At 57.6% G+C, this 17,511-nt stretch carries 21 protein-coding genes and 1 tRNA gene; 13 read left to right on the plus strand and 9 right to left on the minus strand.

What is annotated here, in order from left to right:
* Positions 1-32 precede the first annotated feature (32 nt).
* A complete protein-coding gene (locus ACLD1X_RS06855) occupies positions 33-1,316 on the minus strand; it encodes an NAD(P)/FAD-dependent oxidoreductase (RefSeq protein ID WP_429366676.1) in 1,284 nt (427 codons plus the stop codon).
* 184 nt (positions 1,317-1,500) lie between these two features.
* Here ACLD1X_RS06855 and ACLD1X_RS06860 point away from each other — a divergent pair.
* Positions 1,501-1,577 (plus strand) — tRNA-Val (locus tag ACLD1X_RS06860).
* 103 nt (positions 1,578-1,680) lie between these two features.
* Here the strand turns inward: ACLD1X_RS06860 and ACLD1X_RS06865 are convergent.
* On the minus strand, positions 1,681-1,920 hold the full coding sequence (locus ACLD1X_RS06865; protein WP_429366677.1) for a tyrosine-type recombinase/integrase: 240 nt from the start codon (positions 1,918-1,920) through the stop codon (positions 1,681-1,683).
* Between the two features lie 352 nt (positions 1,921-2,272).
* On the opposite strand from ACLD1X_RS06865, the gene ACLD1X_RS06870 reads away from it, so the two are divergent.
* Positions 2,273-3,571, plus strand: coding sequence for a GNVR domain-containing protein (locus ACLD1X_RS06870; protein ID WP_429366678.1), 1,299 nt, complete (start codon positions 2,273-2,275; stop codon positions 3,569-3,571).
* A gap of 189 nt (positions 3,572-3,760) precedes the next feature.
* On the opposite strand, the gene ACLD1X_RS06875 is transcribed toward ACLD1X_RS06870, so the two are convergent.
* The gene (locus tag ACLD1X_RS06875) at positions 3,761-3,967 is read right to left on the minus strand and encodes a hypothetical protein (protein WP_429366679.1); all 207 of its coding nucleotides are present in this window, start codon (positions 3,965-3,967) and stop codon (positions 3,761-3,763) included.
* Between the two features lie 251 nt (positions 3,968-4,218).
* Here ACLD1X_RS06875 and ACLD1X_RS06880 point away from each other — a divergent pair, with 251 nt between their 5' ends.
* Positions 4,219-4,413, plus strand: coding sequence for a hypothetical protein (locus ACLD1X_RS06880; RefSeq protein WP_429366680.1), 195 nt, complete (start codon positions 4,219-4,221; stop codon positions 4,411-4,413).
* Positions 4,414-4,488: 75 nt separating this feature from the next.
* On the opposite strand, the gene ACLD1X_RS06885 is transcribed toward ACLD1X_RS06880, so the two are convergent.
* Complete coding sequence (locus ACLD1X_RS06885; RefSeq protein ID WP_429366681.1) at positions 4,489-5,241, minus strand: carbonic anhydrase; 753 nt, start codon at positions 5,239-5,241, stop codon at positions 4,489-4,491.
* A 204-nt stretch (positions 5,242-5,445) separates the two neighbouring features.
* Here ACLD1X_RS06885 and ACLD1X_RS06890 point away from each other — a divergent pair, with 204 nt between their 5' ends.
* Complete coding sequence (locus ACLD1X_RS06890) at positions 5,446-5,901, plus strand: DUF2214 family protein (RefSeq protein ID WP_429366682.1); 456 nt, start codon at positions 5,446-5,448, stop codon at positions 5,899-5,901.
* Between the two features lie 179 nt (positions 5,902-6,080).
* On the opposite strand, the gene csrA is transcribed toward ACLD1X_RS06890, so the two are convergent.
* Positions 6,081-6,272 (minus strand): carbon storage regulator CsrA, encoded by a 192-nt coding sequence (csrA, locus tag ACLD1X_RS06895; RefSeq protein ID WP_007975691.1) that lies wholly within the window; start codon positions 6,270-6,272, stop codon positions 6,081-6,083.
* Positions 6,273-6,522: 250 nt separating this feature from the next.
* Between csrA and ACLD1X_RS06900 the strand changes: the two genes are divergently transcribed.
* Positions 6,523-6,888, plus strand: a complete 366-nt coding sequence (locus tag ACLD1X_RS06900; RefSeq protein WP_429366683.1) for an SPOR domain-containing protein — start codon at positions 6,523-6,525, stop codon at positions 6,886-6,888.
* Between the two features lie 86 nt (positions 6,889-6,974).
* On the opposite strand, the gene ACLD1X_RS06905 is transcribed toward ACLD1X_RS06900, so the two are convergent.
* The 3 genes from ACLD1X_RS06905 to ACLD1X_RS06915 all read right to left on the minus strand — a co-directional run bounded on the left by ACLD1X_RS06905 (position 6,975) and on the right by ACLD1X_RS06915 (position 9,208).
* Complete coding sequence (locus ACLD1X_RS06905) at positions 6,975-7,664, minus strand: endonuclease (protein ID WP_429366684.1); 690 nt, start codon at positions 7,662-7,664, stop codon at positions 6,975-6,977.
* A gap of 4 nt (positions 7,665-7,668) precedes the next feature.
* Positions 7,669-7,938 (minus strand): DUF1654 domain-containing protein, encoded by a 270-nt coding sequence (locus tag ACLD1X_RS06910; protein WP_043302188.1) that lies wholly within the window; start codon positions 7,936-7,938, stop codon positions 7,669-7,671.
* 181 nt (positions 7,939-8,119) lie between these two features.
* A complete protein-coding gene (locus ACLD1X_RS06915) occupies positions 8,120-9,208 on the minus strand; it encodes an asparaginase (protein WP_429366685.1) in 1,089 nt (362 codons plus the stop codon).
* Between the two features lie 352 nt (positions 9,209-9,560).
* On the opposite strand from ACLD1X_RS06915, the gene ACLD1X_RS06920 reads away from it, so the two are divergent.
* The 8 genes from ACLD1X_RS06920 (at position 9,561) to ACLD1X_RS06955 (ending at position 17,219) form a co-directional block, all read left to right on the plus strand.
* Positions 9,561-10,019 carry a hypothetical protein gene (locus ACLD1X_RS06920; protein WP_429366686.1) on the plus strand — a complete coding sequence of 153 codons (459 nt, stop codon included), beginning with the start codon at positions 9,561-9,563 and terminating at the stop codon, positions 10,017-10,019.
* Positions 10,020-10,212: 193 nt separating this feature from the next.
* Entirely contained in the window at positions 10,213-11,169 is a 957-nt protein-coding gene (locus tag ACLD1X_RS06925) for a sugar ABC transporter substrate-binding protein (RefSeq protein ID WP_429366687.1), read from the plus strand.
* A 55-nt stretch (positions 11,170-11,224) separates the two neighbouring features.
* Positions 11,225-12,778 (plus strand): sugar ABC transporter ATP-binding protein, encoded by a 1,554-nt coding sequence (locus ACLD1X_RS06930; RefSeq protein WP_429366688.1) that lies wholly within the window; start codon positions 11,225-11,227, stop codon positions 12,776-12,778.
* Positions 12,775-13,752 carry an ABC transporter permease gene (locus ACLD1X_RS06935; protein WP_429366689.1) on the plus strand — a complete coding sequence of 326 codons (978 nt, stop codon included), beginning with the start codon at positions 12,775-12,777 and terminating at the stop codon, positions 13,750-13,752. The genes ACLD1X_RS06930 and ACLD1X_RS06935 overlap by 4 nt, the downstream gene beginning before the upstream one ends.
* Before the next feature lie 3 nt (positions 13,753-13,755).
* Positions 13,756-14,775 carry a LacI family DNA-binding transcriptional regulator gene (locus ACLD1X_RS06940; RefSeq protein WP_429366690.1) on the plus strand — a complete coding sequence of 340 codons (1,020 nt, stop codon included), beginning with the start codon at positions 13,756-13,758 and terminating at the stop codon, positions 14,773-14,775.
* Between the two features lie 92 nt (positions 14,776-14,867).
* The gene (gene rbsK, locus ACLD1X_RS06945; protein ID WP_429366691.1) at positions 14,868-15,785 is read left to right on the plus strand and encodes a ribokinase; all 918 of its coding nucleotides are present in this window, start codon (positions 14,868-14,870) and stop codon (positions 15,783-15,785) included.
* Positions 15,782-16,186: a D-ribose pyranase gene (gene rbsD / locus ACLD1X_RS06950; protein ID WP_429366692.1), complete on the plus strand. Its 405-nt coding sequence runs from the start codon at positions 15,782-15,784 to the stop codon at positions 16,184-16,186. The genes rbsK and rbsD overlap by 4 nt, the downstream gene beginning before the upstream one ends.
* 4 nt (positions 16,187-16,190) lie before the next feature.
* On the plus strand, positions 16,191-17,219 hold the full coding sequence (locus ACLD1X_RS06955) for a nucleoside hydrolase (protein WP_429366712.1): 1,029 nt from the start codon (positions 16,191-16,193) through the stop codon (positions 17,217-17,219).
* A 54-nt stretch (positions 17,220-17,273) separates the two neighbouring features.
* On the opposite strand, the gene ACLD1X_RS06960 is transcribed toward ACLD1X_RS06955, so the two are convergent.
* Positions 17,274-17,465, minus strand: coding sequence for a hypothetical protein (locus ACLD1X_RS06960; protein ID WP_008016387.1), 192 nt, complete (start codon positions 17,463-17,465; stop codon positions 17,274-17,276).
* Between the last annotated feature and the right edge of the window lie 46 nt (positions 17,466-17,511).

The raw sequence follows: 17,511 nt of genomic DNA on the forward strand, positions 1-17,511 counted from the left end.
CCGCACATTGCGGCCCTTTTTGCATCTGTCGGTCACACGCCGAGCTTGTCCCGCAATCCGTAGTACCAGGCACCCAGCGCCGCGAACGGGGTGCGCAGCATTTGTCCGCCGGGGAACGGGTAGTGGGGCAGGTCGGCAAACGCGTCAAAACGCTCGGCTTGGCCACGCAGGGCTTCGGCCAGGACCTTGCCCGCCAGGTGCGTGTAGGTCACGCCATGGCCGCTGCAGCCCTGCGAGTAGTAGATGTTGTCGCCCAGGCGTCCGACCTGGGGCAGGCGCGACAGGGTCAGCAGGAAGTTGCCCGTCCACGCGTAGTCGATCTTCACGTCCTTGAGCTGCGGGAACGCCTTGAGCATCTTCGGTCGAATGATCGCTTCGATGTTCGCCGGATCCCGCGCGCCGTATACCACGCCGCCACCGAAAATCAGGCGCTTGTCGCCGCTGAGGCGGTAGTAGTCGAGCAAGTAGTTGCAGTCTTCGACACAGTAATCCTGAGGCAGCAGGGTTTTCGCCAGTTCATCGCCCAGTGGCTCGGTAGTAATCACTTGTGTACCGCAAGGCATCGATTTGGCGGCCAGCTCCGGCACCAGATTGCCCAGATAGGCATTGCCGGCGACGATGATGAACCTGGCCCTGACCTTGCCTTGCGGCGTGTGTACCACCGGGTTGGCGCCGCGCTCGATGCGTATGGCCGGCGACTGCTCGTAAATCGTCCCACCCAGGGATTCGACTGCCGTCGCCTCTCCCAGCGCCAGGTTGAGCGGGTGGATGTGGCCTCCACTCATGTCCAGCATGCCGCCGACGTATTGATCGCACGCCACTACTTCGCGAATCCGACGTTGATCCATCAGCTCGAGCTGGGTATGGCCGAATCGTTCCCACAGGCGCTTCTGGGATTCGAGATGACCCATCTGTTTGGCGGTCATGGCGGCGAACACGCCACCGTCCTTCAAGTCGCACTGAATGTTGTATCTGGCGACACGCTCACGAATGATCCGGCCACCTTCAAAGGCCATCTGCCCCAGCAATTGGGCCTGCTTGGGGCCTACCGTGCGCTCGATGACATCAATATCACGGCTATAGCTGTTAACGATCTGGCCGCCATTACGCCCGGACGCCCCGAAACCCACCCTGGCGGCTTCGAGCACCGTGACCTTGAAGCCGTTCTCCAGCAGGAACAGGGCAGAGGACAACCCTGTGTAGCCGGCGCCAATCACGCAGACATCGGTCTCGACATTGTCCTGCAGCGCCGGGCGCGGCGGAACGGCATTGGCCGATGCGGCGTAGTAGGACTCTGGGTAGGGGGTGTTCGCCATCCTGCTGCCTCTGTTTAATATATTTTACGAGTGCGTTGATCCTACCCGAGTTGAAAATCGGCCGCCAGCCACCCGGAAAATCTTCTTTGTGCCCGTGAAATTAAATATTTTGCATATTCATAGGGTTAGCTCGAAAAAAGGTGTTGACACCCCTCCGGAATTCCGTAGAATGCCGCCTCACAGCAGGCACGTAGCTCAGTTGGTTAGAGCACCACCTTGACATGGTGGGGGTCGTTGGTTCGAGTCCAATCGCGCCTACCAAACAAAATCCGCTCTGCTGGGCGGTCTGGAAGGGCTCACCGAAAGGTGGGCCCTTTTTTGTTGCCTGGCGTTTGGGCAAGCATCCCTGCAATTAAACGCGGCGCTATACCTTCCGATCCGCTCTCTCCTTAATGTATATCACCTCGTCGCCGTGTCCCGCCTGGTAATGCGCGGTCATTTTCACGTCGGCATCCCCCATCAAGCCCTGAATATATCCCTGCTTGAAATCCTGCCGCTCATAAGGCCAGGCGCCGAATGCACGAATCTCATGAAAGGTTGGGCCTTCGCCTGCCGCCATGAGGCGTGGTATTCGAGCCGTAATTTGGGCGATGACTTTTGCCATGCTGCATGCTCCACGTGGCGGCAGAAGGTGGTTACTGGGGGGGAGTGGCCTGCATTCGAACGTATGAAGCCCCTGGCGAATAGCTTTGATAGCGGAGGTGGCCAAGTATTGATTGCACTAAAAGCATGCCAGCTCTATGTTAAAGAGGTTCCTTCGCTAAAGTGCATGCGGCGAAAATCAGCCGTGCCATCATTTTGCTTTGACGTAAAGGTTAATCAGCTCTATAGCGTGTTTTTTAACTGCTCACTCGAGGAGGTTCTTCCTGAAATGTCAAGCAACAAGCTTTGCGCACTTACGCATGTGTTCTGTTTTTTAGGCGTGATATGGATATTTCGTAAGGAGTAGTTTGTCAATGAATGATTTCGCAAGGGCTCCCCAGGATTTATTTTCAAATGAATATGATCTGACTGAGGTCTGCAGATCACTTTGGAAGCAAAAATACCTGATTTTGGGTGCTGTCATTCTTTTTGGATTATTGGCTGTTGCGTATGTTTATTTTAGTGTCCGCCAGTATCAGGTAAGTAGTGTCTTGCGTCCTGCGCCTATTAATGAACTGGATGAACTCAATCGTTCGGGTGTTTATAATCTGTCGCCAAGTGACGCTCTTTCAAAGGCAGGTGCAGCGCTGGAGTCTTATGAAACGAGATTGGGCTTTTTTCGCAAGCACGAAAATTTATTTTCCGAGTTTATGGTGCCGGGCCAAACGCCTGAGCAGGTATTTGAAGAATTCAATCGAACTTACATTGCGCTAATTGTCCCGGACTCGAAAAAAAATGATGGTCTAAATGCTTTTGTTAAACTGGATTTAATCTATCCAGAGCGTGTAGATGGTGTTGCGATTACAAATGGTCTCATTAAATACGCGATTGATAACGAACGGGATGAAATCTCTACAAGCCTGAAGGTTATTATTGATAACCGCTTGCGCGAGCTGAACGGGAAGCTTGCAGCCGCCCGGTCTGCCTATGACGCTGAGAAGGAGGCAAAGATTGCTCATCTGCTCGAGGCGGACGCCCTGAAACGTGCTCAACTTCAAGATGAAGTCAAAGCACTTCGGCTGCAGTTGAAAACCGAGCGTAATGATCGAATGGCTCAGCTCGGTGAAGCCATTAGTATTGCCAAGACTCTGGGTATCAAGAGGCCCTCTACACCTTCATCCATGGCAGACTCTACGCACGATGGATCTGGCAGCGTAATGCGTACCGAGGTCAATAGCCAACAAATCCCACTTTACTTTATGGGGACCGAAGCGCTCGAAGCTGAGTACGCAATTCTGCAACAACGAAAATCGGACGATTTTACTGAGAAGCGAATTGCGCAGATTGCCAAAGAGTTGCAGATGCTGCAGGCCAATCGAGAAGCGGAAGTTCTGAATCAACGCTCCAACGAAGATGTTTTTCTACGTGATGTGGAGCCTCTACGGGCTGAAATAGCCCGGTTACGTAATCTGAATGTCGACGTAAGTAACATTAAATTGGTTACAGTTGATCAGGTGGCTCAACAACCTGCCGGACCGATCAAGCCGAAAAAAGCGCTGGTTCTGTTATTGGGGCTGGCTCTTGGATTTTTTGTTGGTCTTCTCGTAGCACTGGTGCGGTATTTTATCGCGACACCACTTTCCAATAAGACTGTCTATCAACGGGTCGGTTGATATCTATTATCAAGGCGCGGCGGACTGGCGGGGATTGCTTCAGGTTGCCGTCCTTGATCTCTCCAGCGGGTTTCAGTGATAGCCAGGCAATATCAGTTTGAAGGACTTGGCGACGATTGCTGAACGGGTACCGGGCTGCCAGTGGTTACCGGGTAAATCGTTCAGGTCGTCGCCTGCTTCCAGGAAAGGTCAGAGGGCGAAGGCTGTCGCAAGGCTGTGGTGGCCCTCCTGTGGTTGTGCGATCAGGTGCATCGGGATGTGCTGTTGCATATCAATGGATGGCACCTCGAAGCTCCCGACAATCTGGAGGTGGCGCTCGCTCAGTTCGGTCGTATCTGCTGCCTTTTCCTTAGCCATTCTCGCGTGGTTCATTGCGATTTCGTTGAGCGTTGACACGTTACATCTCCCGGTGACTGGCCAAGCGTATCGCTGGAGTCCTTAAGCATTGATTGAATGGCTGCGGCGTCAGAGTTATGTCGTTCCGGCGCTGCTACGCGCGTACTTTGCAATCCTCAAGCCACGGATGCGAGCGATTTCTTCGTTGGGTTTTCGCAGGCGACGAATGGTGGGCCACTGTGGGGGATAGCCCGGTTTATTTGCCATTCCGGCGTAAACTAATAGTGCTGCCTCATTGAAAGGAGCCGCCCATGAACGCCGATCAAATCAGCAAGCTGGCAACAGTGGACAAGTCTGTCTGGGATCAATACTTCTGCGCTGCATTGATTGCCGAAAGCAATTTGACTGCCCCGGTTGTTGGCGGGGCTACTCACGAAGACAGGCAGAACCTGTTGATCGAGAGGGCCAAAACCCTTGCTGACAAAATGATGGAAAACCGAAGATAAACAGAGCCCAGCCACCGCGCTGGGCTCTTTGCATACGGGGTTATGCGCCGATGCGGGCGATGTGCGTGTTGCGGGTCAGGCGATCAGCTCTACCTTGCCGCTCGCCAGGCGATAGATACCTCCCACGATTTTCAGCAAGCCCTTGCTCTGCGCATCAGTCAGCAAGGGCGAGGCCTGTTTCAGGCTGTTGACAGAATTTTTGACGTTCTGCACGGTGGCGTTTTCCACCAAATTGCCGGGTTGCTTCAACACGGTCTCGATAGCCGACTTGAGTGCATCGGTCAGTTTCGGGATATGGCCGGGGAAAACCGTATGATCCTTCACCGCCTTGATGCCTGCCTCGATGGCGCCGCAGCTCTCATGTCCCAATACGAGAATCAACGGGGCACCCAGTACGGCAACCCCGTATTCAAGGCTGCCCAGGCCTTCCGGTGTCACGAAGTTGCCCGCGACGCGGACGGAGAAAAGATCGCCGCGCGCGGTGTCGAACGCGTATTCCGGGGCGATCCGCGAATCAGAGCAGCTCAGTACCGCCACGAACGGGTTTTGACCGGATACCAGGGCCTCTCGCTCAGCCTTGAAATCATGTGTCGTGGAAGTGCCGTTTACATATCGTTCATTGCCCTCCATCAATCTTTTCAGCGCCATATCGGGGCTGATGACGTTTTGCGGTTTTGGTGGGGCTGACGTTTTTTCGGCTGCCAGGATGACCTTGCCGGGCAGTGTGCCGGTCAGCAGCAGGGCGCCTGCGCTCAATCCGGCAAATTGAAGAAAACGACGACGGCCTGTTGTGTTTGAAGCAGAGCTTGAATCACATGATTTACACATGATTTTGTTTACTCAGTTCAATGAGGTGGGAGTGAGTTGCTGTTGGGGGCTGGTACTGCCGCAGATACTCAATACCAGCGCAATGGAGTCTAGTTGGTCTGTCATTTTGTGTTCCGGGCATTGTCCACGGATGCCGTGCAAGCAGGCATTTCTTGGGCTACTACTGACAGGCTCATATAACTTCGACCTGGCAGGAGCTTCTCGATGCTGACTCACTGGTTACTAGCGGCGGTTCATCTTCTGGCAGTTGCCTTGGGATTTTGGGCGGTGCTGGTTCGAGGCAGCGCTTTTCGGCGTTTGGCCGATGGAGCCGCAGAAGTGCGCAGTGTTTTGATGGCGGACAATATCTGGGGTATTTCAGCGGTGGTCTTGCTGGTCAGCGGGGGGATGCGTGCCTTTGGCGGATACGAGAAAGGCGCGGACTATTACCTGCATCAGCCGCTGTTTCACCTGAAGATGACCCTGTTCGTGCTGATCCTGCTGCTGGAAATTGCGCCAATGGTGACGTTGATCAAGTGGCGGATAGCGCTGGGTCGTAAAGTGGCTTTCGATACCGGCCGTGCGAAGCTGTTTGCACGGATCAGTCATGTCGAGGCGCTACTGATGTTGTTGATGGTGGTGGCCGCGACTGGCATGGCGCGTGGCGTGATGTTCGATTAACCACGGAGCGAACGCATCCTTCCTTGGCACAAACCAGAAAAGTCTGACAGCCAGAACGTCGAGCTTGTCGTTAGTATCGACCCCTGGAAGCATGTGGGGGAGGCGAAGCGCTGTGATGCTGAATCTTTAGCCAGCCGTGATTCCGGACTGAACGGGCTGGCTACTGACTGCAACAGAATTCAGGATTGCGGCTTTTCCGGGGCGGTCAGGCCGGCCTGAATACGCTGATAAATTTCTTCACGATGCACTGCAACGTCCTTCGGAGCGTTGATGCCGATCCTGACTTGCTGGCCGCTTACGCCCAGGATGGTGATCGTAATGTCATCACCTATGTTTATGCTTTCACCGACTTTGCGGGTGAGTATCAGCATGGTCTTCTCCTTGATTGCTATGTGGGGCACCTGATTCGGACAGTGCAGAGGTCGGTGGTATGTATAGATTAGTGCGAAGTTTCACGGTTTGGGTGCCTCTTTCTGACGCGCAGATGTGGCATTAATTCCCAAGGCGTAACTATACAGAGGCCGCAACCATGATTCTCGTAGTTTTGAGCCCATTTTACGGCACTCCTTGAGTATTCATGGATGTTAAAATCGCCGTTTTATGCATTCAGGGGGAAACGCCGTGCGCAAAATGGTTCTGGTAATCGCGATATTGGCGCTGGCGGGGTGTGGCGAGGGCAGCAGTGTGGAAGCGCCGAAGTCCAAGCCGGCCATGGCTGTAGTACCCGCAGCAGTGTCCGGCCCGCAATGGGATCTTGAGGTGCGAGGTGAAACCCCTCAGGCGGTCAGCGATTTGAGTGGCTGGCTGATCGAGCACAGTTTCATGTCCAGCGTCGTCAAGGACAATGGCAATACGCGAATCCTGATGGGGCCGTTCAATTCCAAAGCCGAGGCCGAAGCCAAGCAGGATGAAGTCCGTGCGGCGCTCACACGCTCCAAGAAGCAGAACATCGAATTGCTGGTGCTTGAGCGTCCGGCCGCTCAATAACATTCTGTAGCGCAGGCGCTGAAGAAACAAAAAAGGCCTCGGGTGTTCAAATCCGGGGCCTTTCTGGCTTCAGGTGCAGTCTGGTTTCAGCCGCAGGCCTTCATGTCTACCGGGCCGACGAACTCGTTGCCGCGCCCCATGACGCACGCCACGCTCTGGTTGCGTTGGCGCTCCCAGGCCTGTACCGGATAGGTTTTGTCCCAGGCTTCGTACAGCTGCCGATCCTGTTTCGACAGGCGCAGGCCATACTGCTTGCTCATATAGAAGTAGGTGCGGGCGATCATGCCGCGAATCGAAGGGCGGGGCATGACTTTCTTTGCCTTGAAGTCGATCTGGGTCAGGCAGGAGCCATACTGCCCCGGCTGCTCGGGCAGCCAGCCGAAACTGAAGTTGCTGCGATCGCCATTGACCTCGCCAATGCTCGGTACCAGGTTGTGCAAATCAGCTTCGGCCTTCTGGTAAACCGGGTCGTAGCGGGTGCAGTTCTTGCGGCCGCCCGCTTGCCAGCACTGGCGTTGATGACCGATTTGCCAGGCCGGAACGATATGCTCCCATTCGATGCGGGATGCGCGTTTGGCATTTTTACGTGGTACATAACCGCAGGCGGCAAGGTTCACCCGATTGCCGGTGTACTTGCAGCCACAGTAAAACTCGGTGGATTGGGGGGCGTAGAGCTTCCATGCCACCTTTTTCGCTTCGGTGAAGGTGCGCGGAGCGTCGGCTTGCGCGGCCATGGCAAAAAACAGAAACAACAAAACAAGCCAGCGGACACTCATCGACTCAATCTTCCTTCGGCACAACCCAGAAAATCTGTACGCCACCGTCGTCGCGATAGGCGAGTGTGACGTTGTCGTTCTCGTCGATTTCTTCCAGCAAGCGTTCCCATTCATCCACCGGCTCATCAGGAAGGCGGAAGATCAGCGCTGCCCTGGCCTTTTGTGCGGTGGGAGAGTTGATGATTTTCTGAACGCGCAGGCCCATGCGTACATAGGTGTCAGGAGAGGTAGAGGTGGTGTCCACGGAATTATCCTTATTAAGCTGTACGTGCATACAGTATTTAACTGTAGGCCATTTCGCAACTGCTTAAAAAACAAGAAAATCCTCTGACAGCGGTTTGTTGCATTTGGCGTAAGGCGAAGGGAGTTTTTTTGTCAGTTCGAGTGGCAGCCATTCGCCGGGGTGGCGAATGGCGCACGTGGTGCCCGACCGGATCCGGTCGGGCGAGGGTGAATCAGTATTCCCAGAACATCCGTTGCAGCTCTTTGCTGTCGTTGGTTTTGGTCAACGCGACCATCGCCAGGATCCGGGCCTTTTGCGGGTTCAGGTCGTGGGCCACGACCCAGTCGTATTTGTCGTCAGGCTGTTCGGCGTTGCGCAAGACAAAACCGCCGGCGTTGACATGGGAGGAACGAATGATCTGCACGCCGTCCTTGCGCAGGGCTTGCAGGGCGGGGACTACCCGTGACGATACCGAGCCATTGCCGGTACCGGCGTGGATGATGGCTTTGGCGCCGGACTGAGCCAGGGCCTTGTAGGCGGTGTCGCTGACGTTGCCGTAGGAGTAGGCGATCTCGACGTCAGGCAGGCTCTTGATGGTCTTGATGTCGAACTCGGAATCCATGGTGTGACGCTTGGCCGGCAGGCGGAACCAGTAGGATTTGCCTTCTACCACCATGCCCAGCGGACCCCAGGCGCTTTTGAACGCTTCGGTCTTGATGTTGATCATCTTGCTGACATCGCGACCCGACTGGATTTCATCGTTCATGGTCACCAGCACGCCTTTGCCTCGTGCATCCTTGCTGCCGGCCACGGCCACCGCGTTGTACAGGTTCAGCATGCCGTCGGCGGACATCGCGGTGCCCGGGCGCATGGAGCCTACGACAATGATCGGCTTGTCGGTTTTTTCCACCAGGTTCAGGAAGTATGCGGTTTCTTCCAGGGTGTCGGTGCCGTGGGTGATCACGATGCCATCAACGTCTTTGCTGTCGGCCAGCTCGGCTACGCGGCGACCCAGTTGCAGCAGGTTTTCGTTGGTGATGCTTTCGGAGGCGATCTGCATGACTTGTTCGCCGCGAACGTTAGCCAGTTGACTCAGTTCAGGAACGCCGGCGATCAATTGTTCAATGCCGACTTTCGCCGCCTGGTAGGTCGCGCTGTTGGCGGCGCTGGCGCCAGCGCCGGCAATGGTGCCGCCGGTGGCCAGGATCACCACGTTGGCCAGTTTCTGTTGGGTTTCGGCTTCTTTGGCCTGCAGGGCAGTCGGTAGAAGCAGCAAGAGGGCCAAGGCGCCCGGAACAAAGGTCTTGAGTGCAGATGTCATTATTTTTCTCTTCTAGTTGTGAGACGGTGCTGATGCAAGTTCATCTAGATACGCCCCGGGCGAATCTGAACGCCGGGGGTGCGAGGAGAAGAGCAGGATCTGTACCAGTAATACTTTGAATCGAAAAACGCAGGTAACTTAATGATTTGTAATGGTATTTGTGTTTTTGTTCGGAAGTGGATTCGGGGCCTGGCGTCCGGATTGCCGAACATGTCTGGCTTTTGCGTTCGGCTCTCCGAAACGGCAGGCAGCTCTGTTTAAGATTTCAACGGGTCAAATCGTCGTGAACGACTAAAGAAAAGCGCGGGTCGGTCGATCCTCCTTCAAGGGATCTTTTTCTGCAGGAGTTCACATGTCGTTATCTATTGGCTTTCCGAATGCCGCAGGCATCACCATCGGGGGAAAGTCTGCAGCGACCGTTCGTGCTTTGGGCGATGAGACGCAAGATGCGGCTGCTCAGGCGCTGGGGACAAAGGAAGGCGGCGCCCAGGTTAAAACGGGCCCGGTAGGGCTGGGGGAAAGTGCCGGCGCACAGGCTGATACGCAAGCGAGCGATAACACCAGCGTTGCGGTGAAGGTCTTGCTCAAGCGTCTGAAGGAACTGCAGCAGCAATTGCGTGAACAGCAGCAGCAACTGGCGCAAGCCCAGGCGGCGTCCTATCCGACACCGGAAGCCAAGACCACTGCGGTAGCGGCTATTCAGGGACAGATTGCCGACACCAACGGCGCCATCCTGCAAGTGAGCGCGAGCCTGATCAAGGAGCTGAGCAAGGGTTCTGGCACGGGATCGGTGGTCAACACCACGGCATGAACTGGATGCCACTGTTTTCGCTGAACATCTCTGGAAGCACTTTTCAGGTCGTTGACAAATACCGGCAGGGTTCGCATAGTTTGCTTCACGCAAACGTTTGCGCGACTCCAGTGATGACTTTTCATCGCTCCGGGTCGTGAAGCCTGCGCCAGCGCAAGCGTTGCTCACAATAATCATAAGATCGGAGTGAACCATGAAGCTGCCATTCGCTGGACGTCTTCTCGCTGTCGCTATGCTGGCCGCCGCATCCGCTGCGCTGCCTGTCTCTTCGGCCTTTGCTGAAAGCACTGAAAAACCGAAAGTCGCATTGGTCATGAAATCCCTGGCCAACGAGTTCTTCCTGACCATGGAGGATGGCGCCAAGGCGTACCAGAAGGATCACTCCGGCGATTTCGAGCTCATCTCCAACGGCATCAAAGACGAAACCGATACCGCAGGCCAGACGCGCATCGTCGAGCAAATGATCCTGGCCAAGGTCAATGCACTGGTGATTGCGCCAGCAGACTCCAAGGCCATGGTTCCGGTGATCAAGAAAGCCATTGATGCCGGCATCACCGTGATCAACATCGATAACCAGCTGGACCCTGCCGTCGTCAAAAGCAAAAACATCAACGTTCCGTTCGTAGGCCCGGACAACCGCAAGGGCGCACGACTGGTGGGCGATTACCTGGCCAAACAGCTGAAGGCCGGTGATGAAGTCGGCATCATCGAAGGTGTGTCCACCACCACCAATGCCCAGCAGCGGACCGCGGGTTTCAAGGATGCGATGGAGGCGGCGCAGATCAAGGTCGTGTCCCTGCAATCGGGTGACTGGGAAATCGACAAAGGTAACAAGGTGGCCGCGTCGATTCTCAGTGAATACCCGCAGACCAAGGCCCTGCTGGCCGGCAACGACAGCATGGCGGTCGGTGCAGTGTCTGCGGTGCGCGCTGCGGGCAAGGCGGGCAAGGTGCAAGTGGTCGGCTACGACAACATCAACGCCATCCAGCCAATGCTCAAGGATGGTCGTGTGTTGGCCACGGCGGACCAGTTTGCGGCAAAACAGGCAGTGTTCGGCATCGAGACGGCATTGAAGATTCTCAAGGGCGAGAAGGTCGACGGCGGCGCCAACGGCGTGATCGAAACGCCGGTGGAACTGGTCACCAAGTAGCCTTCTGGCGACGCAACGGCGCTCGTCCGGCCGGACGAGCGCATGGAGAGTTCTTATGTCCGCCAGCGCTACGAACGCTGTCCTCTCGGTCAGCGGCATCGGCAAGACCTACGCCCAACCGGTTCTCACCGGCATCGACCTGACGCTCATGCGCGGTGAAGTGCTGGCGTTGACCGGCGAGAACGGCGCAGGCAAAAGCACGCTTTCGAAGATTATTGGCGGGCTGGTCACGCCGACCACCGGTCACATGCAGTTTCAAGGGCAGGACTATCGTCCGGGTAGCCGGGCTCAAGCTGAACAGCTGGGTATCCGCATGGTCATGCAGGAGCTCAATCTGCTGCCGACCTTGTCGGTGGCGGAAAACCTGTTTCTGCACAATCTGCCCGGCAACGGCGGCTGGATCAGGCGCAAGCAGTTACGCAAGGCTGCCGTCGAGGCCATGGCTCAGGTCGGACTCGACGCCATTGATCCGGACACCCTGGTCGGCGAGCTGGGCATCGGCCACCAGCAAATGGTCGAGATCGCCCGCAACCTGATTGGCGATTGTCAGGTGCTGATTCTCGATGAGCCGACGGCGATGCTCACGGCGCGCGAAGTCGAAATGCTGTTCGAGCAGATCACCCGCCTGCAGGCTCGCGGTGTGTCGATCATCTACATCTCCCATCGCCTCGAAGAGTTGGCGCGGGTCGCGCAGCGCATTGCCGTGCTGCGCGACGGCAACCTGGTCTGTGTCGAGCCGATGGCCAACTACAACAGCGAGCAACTGGTCACCTTGATGGTCGGGCGCGAGCTCGGCGAACATATCGACATGGGCGTGCGCAAGATCGGCGCTCCGGTGTTGACGGTCAAGGGCCTGTCCCGGGTCGACAAGGTGCGCGACGTGTCGTTCGAAGTCCGGGCCGGTGAGATTTTCGGCATTTCCGGTTTGATCGGCGCGGGGCGCACCGAGTTGCTGCGTCTGATCTTCGGGGCTGATACCGCTGACAGCGGCACGGTTGCCCTGGGGTCGCCGGCGCAGGTGATCAATGTGCGTTCGCCAGTGGATGCGGTCGGGCATGGCATCGCGTTGATCACTGAAGACCGCAAGGGCGAAGGCCTTTTGTTGACGCAGTCGATCGGCGCCAATATCGCCTTGGGCAACATGCCCGGCATCTCCGGTGCGGGCTTTGTCGACAAGGATAAGGAAAACGCCCTGGCCCAGCGACAGATTGACGCCATGCGCATTCGCAGCTCAGGTCCCGCACAGCTGGTGTCCGAGCTGTCCGGCGGCAATCAGCAGAAAGTCGTCATCGGTCGTTGGCTGGAACGCGACTGCTCGGTGCTGCTGTTTGATGAGCCGACCCGGGGCATCGACGTCGGCGCCAAGTTCGATATCTACAACCTGCTCGGTGAGTTGACCCGCCAGGGCAAGGCGCTGGTGGTGGTTTCCAGTGACTTGCGCGAGCTGATGCTGATCTGCGACCGGATCGGTGTGCTGTCGGCAGGAAGCCTGATCGATACATTCGATCGCGATAGCTGGACCCAGGATGAGTTGCTTGCCGCGGCTTTCGCCGGCTACCAAAAACGTGATGCGCAGCTCAATGAAGCCGCGCCTAGGGATCTTCCATGAAAACCGCTTCTTTGGCCGGCAAACGCAGTGGCAACTTCTACGGCCTGGGTACCTACCTGGGCCTGGCGGGTGCCTTGTTGGCGATGATTGTGCTGTTCTCGCTGCTGAGCAGTCATTTCCTCTCGTACGATACTTTCAGCACCCTGGCGAACCAGATTCCAGACCTGATGGTGCTGGCGGTCGGCATGACCTTCGTGTTGATCATCGGTGGCATCGACCTGTCGGTAGGTTCGGTGCTGGCGCTGGCGGCCTCGACCGTCAGCGTGGCGATTCTTGGCTGGGGCTGGGGCGTGCTGCCGGCGGCGCTGCTGGGCATGGCCATCGCGGCGCTCGCCGGTACCATCACCGGCTCGATCACTGTGGCGTGGCGGATACCGTCGTTCATCGTGTCCCTGGGCGTGCTGGAAATGGCTCGCGGGGTGGCGTACCAGATGACCGGTTCGCGCACGGCCTATATCGGCGATGCGTTCGCCTGGTTGTCCAATCCGATCGCCTTTGGCATTTCACCGTCATTCATCATTGCATTGCTGATCATTTTCATCGCTCAGGCCGTATTGACCCGCACGGTGTTCGGTCGTTACCTGATCGGTATCGGCACCAACGAAGAGGCCGTGCGACTGGCGGGGATCAATCCCAAGCCCTATAAAATCCTGGTCTTCAGCCTGATGGGGTTGCTGGCCGGTATTGCCGCGTTGTTCCAGATTTCTCGCCTGGAAGCCGCCGATCCGAACGCCGGTTCCGGTCTTGAGTTGCAGGTGATCGCAGCCGTGGTGATCGGCGGGACCAGCCTGATGGGTGGCCGCGGCTCGGTGATCAGCACGTTTTTTGGCGTCCTGATCATTTCCGTGCTGGCTGCAGGGTTGGCGCAGATCGGGGCAACCGAGCCGACCAAACGCATCATTACTGGCGCGGTGATTGTGGTGGCGGTTGTGCTGGACACTTATCGCAGTCAACGCGCAAGCCGGCGGACCTGAGTCATGGCGACCATCAAAGATGTGGCAGCCCTTGCGGGCATTTCCTACACCACGGTTTCCCATGTGGTGAACAAGACCCGCCCGGTCAGTGAAGAGGTCAGGGTCAAGGTCGAGGCGGCGATCCAGACCCTCGACTACGTTCCCAGCGCCGTGGCCCGTTCACTCAAGGCCAAGACCACGGCGACCATCGGCCTGTTGGTTCCCAACAGCCTCAACCCGTATTTCGCCGAGCTGGCCAGGGGGATCGAGGACTACTGCGAGCGAAACGGTTACTGCGTCATCCTGTGCAACTCCGACGATAATCCGGACAAACAGCGCAACTACCTGCGTGTGCTGCTGGAAAAACGCATCGACGGCCTGATTGTCGCCTCGGCCGGCGGCGACAGTGGCCTGGCACAAGGCCTGAAGGGTGTGCGCACACCGATGGTAATCGTCGACCGTGGGCTGGACGGTGTCGATGCGGACCTGGTGCGTATCGACCATGAATACGGCGCGTACCTGGCGACCCGGCACCTGTTGGAGTTGGGGCATCGGGACATCGCCACGATCAGCGGGCCGGAAAGTACCAGTGTGGCGCAGATGCGTCTGGCAGGTTATCGCCGGGCCTTGAAAGAGGCGGGCGTAGAAGTCTCTCCCGGGCGCATGCTGGAAAGCGATTTCACCAGTACGGGCGGCTACAGCGCTGCCGCGGTGTTGCTGGAAAACAATCCGCCCAGCGCCATTTTTGCCGCCAACGACATGATCGGCATCGGCGTGCTGCGGGCCGCCGCCGAGCGCAATATTCGCGTACCGAGCGAGTTGTCGGTGATCGGCTTCGACGATATCCAGATGAGTCGGTATGTCTACCCGTCGTTGACCACCGTGGGGCAATCGATCCTGCAGCTTGGCGAAATGGCCGCCGAAGTGCTTTTGCGGCGCATCGCCACGCCGGCCCTGGTAACCGATCAGCGGATCGTGACGCCGAGTATTGTCATACGTGAATCGACGGCGCCGCTGGCCGGCGTGTTTGCCCAATTCCGTTGAAAACAGAGGGCCGTTGAAAACAGAGAGCCGTTGAAAAACGAGAGCCGCTGACCCGGCAGCCCCGCCGAAACAGAATCGATGAGTAGCAATGTATGCCAGCAAAGGTAGTGGTAATAGGCAGTTTGAACATGGACCTGGTGACCCGGGCACCGCGCTTGCCCAGGGGCGGTGAAACGCTGATCGGTCAGTCGTTTACCACCGTTTCCGGCGGCAAGGGCGCCAATCAGGCCGTGGCTGCCGCGCGGTTGGGAGCCTGGGTGTCGATGGTCGGCTGCGTGGGTAATGACGCGTATGGCGAGGCGCTACGCGGGGCGCTGTTGGCCGAGCGGATCGATTGTCAGGCGGTCGGCACCGTTGACGGTTCCAGCGGCGTGGCGTTGATTGTGGTCGACGACAGCAGTCAGAACTCCATCGTGATCGTTCCCGGTGCCAACGGTGCATTGACTGCTGAAGCCATTGACCGTTTTGATTCGGTGATACAGGCGGCGGACGTGCTCATCTGCCAGCTGGAAGTGCCCGATGCGTCTGTTGGCCATGCGCTCAAGCGCGGCCGAGAGCTGGGCAAGACGGTTATCCTCAACCCGGCACCGGTCAGCCGCCCACTGCCGGCGGACTGGTACGCGTCCATTGATTACCTGATCCCCAACGAGAGCGAAGCGTCGGTACTGAGCGGTCTTTCGGTCGACTCCCTGGAGACCGCGCAAGACGCGGCAACCTGCCTGATTGCCCTGGGTGCCGGCAAGGTGATCATCACCCTCGGCGCGCAGGGGGCGCTGTTTGCCGATGGCCAGCGTTTCGAGCATTTCCCCGCGCCCACCGTAAAGGCTGTCGACACCACGGCGGCGGGCGATACGTTTGTGGGTGGTTTCGCTGCGGCGCTGGCCGCGGGCAAGGATGAGGCGCAGGCGATCCGCTTTGGACAGGTGGCTGCGGCGCTGTCGGTCACCCGTGCTGGCGCACAACCATCGATTCCCGTCTTGAGCGAAGTTCAGGCGTTTAAAACACCATGAAAAAGACCCCACTGCTCAACATTGCACTGTCGCGGCTGATCGCCTCATTGGGGCATGGCGACAAGGTCGTCATCGGGGATGCGGGGTTGCCGGTTCCTGCGGGCGTTGAATTGATCGACCTGGCCTTGACCCATGGCATTCCGGATTTTGTCAGCACCTTGAAGGTGGTGCTCAGCGAGATGCAGGTTGAAAGCCATGTGCTGGCTCAGGAAATCTTCGATAAAAAGCCTACGGCCCTTGTCGCGCTGGATCAGCTGGATAGTGAGGGCGCACTCGGGCGGCGTGAGGTGCTCACACATGAACAGTTCAAGGTCCTGAGCCGACAAGCGAGAGCGATTGTTCGTACTGGCGAGTGCCAACCGTACTGCAACATCGTGCTGGTTGCCGGCGTAACGTTTTGACCGGCTGTCCGCGTTTTGCTCAAAACTCCACCCATTGCTCCGGAGCCTGCTGCTTTTGTCCCTGATAACCGCAACGAACGCCCTGGCGGCACAAAAGATCGACTTGATCATCGACACCGATCCAGGGGCCGACGATGTCGTTGCCTTGTTGTTCGCCCTGGCATCGCCGGACGAGCTCAATGTGCGGGCATTGACCACCGTTGCGGGCAACGTTCGCCTGGACAAGACTTCGCGCAATGCGCGGTTGGTCCGGGAATGGGCGGGGCGCGAAGAGGTGCCGGTCTATGCGGGGGCGACGAAGCCCCTGATGCGCACGCCCATCTACGCCGAGGATATTCATGGCCAGGAAGGGTTGTCGGGTATCGCCGTGCATGAGCCCCGGCAGGGCCTGGCCGAGGGCAGCGCCATCACTTATCTGATAGATACCCTGAAGTCGGCCAGCCCCCACAGCATTACCATCGCCATGCTTGGCCCGCAGACCAATCTGGCCCTGGCGTTGATGCAGGAGCCGGGTATCGTTCAGGGCATCAAGGAAGTGGTCGTCATGGGCGGTGCGCACTTCAATGGCGGCAACACCACGCCGGTGGCCGAGTTCAACCTGTTCGCCGATCCGCACGCCGCCGAAGTGGTGCTCAAGAGTGGCGTAAAGCTGACCTACCTGCCGCTGGATGTGACCCACAAGATCCTGACCAGTGAAGCTCGCCTGAAACAGATTGCGGCCTTGAACAACCATGCCGGCCGGCTGGTGGGCGACATTCTCAATGAATACATCAAGGGCGACATGGAGCGCTTCGGCATTCCGGGCGGCCCGGTGCATGACGCCACGGTTGTCGCTTACCTGCTCAAGCCGCAACTGTTCAGCGGTCGTTCGGTCAACGTGGTGGTCGACAGCCGCGAAGGACCAACCTTTGGGCAAACCATCGTTGACTGGTACGACGGCTTGAAAGCGCCAAGGAATGCCTTCTGGGTTGAAAACGGCGATGCCCAGGGCTTCTTTGACCTGTTGGTCGAGCGTCTGGCCCGTCTGAAATAGGCTTCATGTCCCGCAGGTGCCTGCCTGCGGGTTTCACTCCCGCCCGCTAACAGCCTAGGCCTTCTGGTCTGACAGGTGTTTCTCGAAAATCTGTTCGATGAACGATTGGGCGGCTTCGGTTCCAAGGTCCCTGACCAACAGGTCGATACCGATAATGGCAAGCTCTTCCGTGCTGCTTGGGCTGTAGGAGCTGTGGCCGTCTTGCCACTTGGCCTTGATGTCGGCGTCGATGCTTACGGTGGTCATGATGGCACTCGTGAAGTCGGGGAAGTCTGAGTGCCGAGTTAACCAT

The organism is Pseudomonas sp. 18173, assembly GCF_050432945.1.
Taxonomy (GTDB): domain Bacteria; phylum Pseudomonadota; class Gammaproteobacteria; order Pseudomonadales; family Pseudomonadaceae; genus Aquipseudomonas.